This is a genomic window from Prevotella sp. oral taxon 306 str. F0472 (genome assembly GCF_000257925.1).
Classification (GTDB): domain Bacteria; phylum Bacteroidota; class Bacteroidia; order Bacteroidales; family Bacteroidaceae; genus Prevotella; species Prevotella vespertina.
Window position 1 is genome coordinate 1 of sequence record NZ_AJIN01000005.1, and the last position, 3,162, is coordinate 3,162.

A 3,162-nucleotide genomic window follows, 5' to 3' on the forward strand; every position below is an offset into this window, starting at 1 on the left:
AAGAAAATTAAAATTGTTCGCGAAGAATTTCGAATTTCTTCGCGAACAATTTTTTTGTTGTTTTAGCAGAATCTCAAAACTCCTTTATCACCCTTCTGTTACAGGACCAGAAGGCTCTGTTCCTTCTGCTTTCTTTTTCTCTTTCTTTCCCTTCTTTTCTTTCTTCTCCTTTGGTGCTACTTGCTCATACGTAACATCATTCAGTGTAAAATACTTCGCAGAGGCAAGGAACTTTATAACAGGTTTCTCGATATGCTGCTGTGCACGGAACTGCTCAACAGTCTCTACCGCCTTGCTCTTAAACGAGGGAGTCAACGTTCCCATGTCGCCAAACTCCACAATGTCACCATTGGCTACGATGTCACGGGCGGTTTCACTTGCAAGATTCAGCACGGCTGCCACCTCCTGCGCATTAAAGGTTGTTGACTTAGCAATGCGTTCGCAAAAGTTGCGGAAGTCTACACGGTGCCTACCAGTTGGACGAGCAACAATAACAGTCTTTCCAGCCTGCTTACCGATGTTTAGCTTCTGCTCTCTCAAGAAAAATTGAATTGGTTTGTTAGCCATATTATCATTAAGGTGGTCTCTGTTTGTGATAGCTCCGTAGGCTCGAGACCTTTTAGCCCACGGAGCGTTTGTTAATAATATTATTGTCTGCTATAATAGCCTCATTGACTATAACTTAGAAATGAATGAAAGCACGTACCTTTGCTCTTACATTCGTTACTTGATTCCAATCTTGTTGCCCTGAAAGATATTGAATAACATACGATGAAGGATAAGTTGTTCCATCATTTCCACTCTGACCAGTACTGGTGCTAAGCCACATTAAATCAGGGGATGCTACACCTGCTCCAACAATGAAGCTACTAGTAAAGTAATAAAATGTTCCAGCTTGTCCTCCAATAGGTCTATTTCCAACAATTACCCCATTATTGTTGTAATGAGCGGTAAGTGCATAATTTAGAATTATTGGGTCTATCCTACCAGAACCAGCTGCTCCATTACCACTATTATAACCCCTATCGTTATTAATTTGCCCCAAACTTATTGCGTCTAGAGCCGTTCTCCATTCTCCCGCTGCAGGAAGATACCACTTCTGATTAGCAATAGTACCTGTTAAAGTTACACCTGGATCATAATGAGCGGCATAATAGAAAGCGGGGAAGCCCCACTGATCGTTTCCTTTAGCCTGACCAGAACTGGCAGGTATTGCATTAGTCGCAGGATTCCATGTCCAATTATATCCATTCATGTCAGCGACATCATCACTAAGTCCTGTTCCTGTTCCAAAGCGATTAAAGTTTGTTGTCATATAAACAGGATTATAGCTAGAGGGGGCACTGGAAAGGCTTTGTGTTGTCCATTGACAATCTGTATTCTTCACATTGCCAGTAAGAGGCGACCAGGAACTACCAAGATCTGCTTCTTTCAAAGCAACAGCTACACCAGAATTCGGTGTTCCGTCGTTGTCTTTTACGACAAAGGCTATCGGAGTCTTGGTTCGATTAGCTTTAAGCGTTCCTACAGTGCCATCAGAGAATAGGTATTTAAAGCCCGTATAGACAAGGCGAATTTTGAGTTTGTAAGTTGTATTTTCTTTGGTGACAAAACCAGAGAGTGCAGGATCTGAAGAATAAAGATGTGTACTTGGTGCAGCAGCTTTTCCGTAGAGTGTCAACGAAGGTAAAGCTAGACGCATTTGGCGAAGTGGAGTTCCTGGAAGAAACCACGTATAGGTTGTATCCCTATTGTAGTAATGATATTCATAGTCATTCTTAGGATCTTCAGAACTACAATATACTATATCAGGACCACTGGGAAAAAGATGGCCTTGCCAATAATTGGCCGCTAAAGTTTTATTGATTGTTGTAACAGAAGTGGCAATTGGATTATAACCTTTCTCATCAAGTTTTACGCTAGTGGGTACATTGTTGTTAGGTGAAGTGAGCGTTGCACTGACAGCATGCTTTATAGGGAGGAAGCTATGTAACTCAAGATATACGCGCGAACCAACATGCTTCATATAGAACGAGATATATTGGGTTTTGCCTGTGACATAGGTATTATCCAAGCGCCCTACGTATGCAGTTTTCACATTTGCTTGTGTTACTGAAAGTGTCCCATCAGAATTCTGGCTTAGCTTGTCATTAAAACAAACAAAGTCGTAATTCTGATTTGGATCAAGAATAATACAATTCTTTGAACCAGTAGCAGGCGTAAAGACTCCAGCGTTTATATAACCTTTCATCTCGCCCTTAAGCGTATTACCTTGAAAGGCACGGATAGTGTAGAAACCATTGCTTAGAGGCTGTGATGCACGCGTACGTGGCTTCTTGAAGATAGTATCGCTCTTGGCATCAGCCTCAAGAGTCATTTGTGCTTCAATACCATTACCCAAGTCTACTGACTTTGTTTGAGGTGCTTCTGCAGCCCCTCTCGTTATGGCTCCATCATCTTCACTGAATGGTGCTTCTGCAAATTTAAGCATTGTTGGTGTTATGACCACCTTGCCGGTAGTACTTTCTCCTGTACTTATATTATCTTCCTGCTGACAACCTGCAACCATAATAAGCAATACAGCGAAAGCAAGCGGTTTTAAAAACGTTTTCAATATTAAATAATTACTTTTCATTCTTGATGTCTTTTTAAATTTATAACTCTCATTCTGTAATTCTAGAACTCTATTGTTCCACTCTCAACATCTTCTCGATTCCAGTCGGTTTCATACGTATGGGTATCCCATTTATTCTCCTCAAAAAAAGTGTTATTCTTTGGCTCAAAAGAGCCTGACACTTTGTGGTAAACGGAAGTGCAGACAGGGCTTTCTGCCTCAACGAAGAATACGCAACACGTTGGTTGCAGATAATCCCGTTTTTTAGTTTCTTTGTTTCTTGTCATAATCTCTCATTTTTAGTATTTAAAATCAAATAAAAAGTATAGCTTAATTTCTTTATATTTCAGTTAAGGTATGGACACAAAAAAAGAACAAAGGAAACTTTCAGAAGTCCTTTGTTTACTAGCTTTACGGCACGCTTCGCGCGCGCGTATGCGAGAAGAAAAAATGTGTAGTTTACGCCTGCTCTACTAGAGAGAGAGAGAGAGAGAGAGAGAGTATACAATTATTTGGAACTACCAAATAATTTGCCATCTTTTTCTCGT

General features: G+C 40.6%; 3 protein-coding genes. All 3 read right to left on the reverse strand.

Annotation, left to right across the window (positions count from 1 at the left end):
• Window positions 1-87 precede the first annotated feature (87 nt).
• Window positions 88-567 carry a histidinol phosphate phosphatase gene (locus tag HMPREF9969_RS00125; protein WP_009433854.1) on the reverse strand — a complete coding sequence of 160 codons (480 nt, stop codon included), beginning with the start codon at window positions 565-567 and terminating at the stop codon, window positions 88-90.
• Between the two features lie 115 nt (window positions 568-682).
• Window positions 683-2,635 carry a hypothetical protein gene (locus HMPREF9969_RS00130; protein ID WP_009433856.1) on the reverse strand — a complete coding sequence of 651 codons (1,953 nt, stop codon included), beginning with the start codon at window positions 2,633-2,635 and terminating at the stop codon, window positions 683-685.
• A gap of 41 nt (window positions 2,636-2,676) precedes the next feature.
• The gene (locus HMPREF9969_RS00135; RefSeq protein ID WP_009433855.1) at window positions 2,677-2,901 is read right to left on the reverse strand and encodes a hypothetical protein; all 225 of its coding nucleotides are present in this window, start codon (window positions 2,899-2,901) and stop codon (window positions 2,677-2,679) included.
• Window positions 2,902-3,162: the final 261 nt, after the last annotated feature.

Coding starts and splice junctions, on each gene's coding strand:
- HMPREF9969_RS00125 (WP_009433854.1), bottom strand. CDS start 567: ATGGCTAACAAACCAATTCAATTTTTCTTGAGAGAGCAGAAGCTAAAC.
- HMPREF9969_RS00130 (WP_009433856.1), bottom strand. CDS start 2,635: ATGAAAAGTAATTATTTAATATTGAAAACGTTTTTAAAACCGCTTGCT.
- HMPREF9969_RS00135 (WP_009433855.1), bottom strand. CDS start 2,901: ATGACAAGAAACAAAGAAACTAAAAAACGGGATTATCTGCAACCAACG.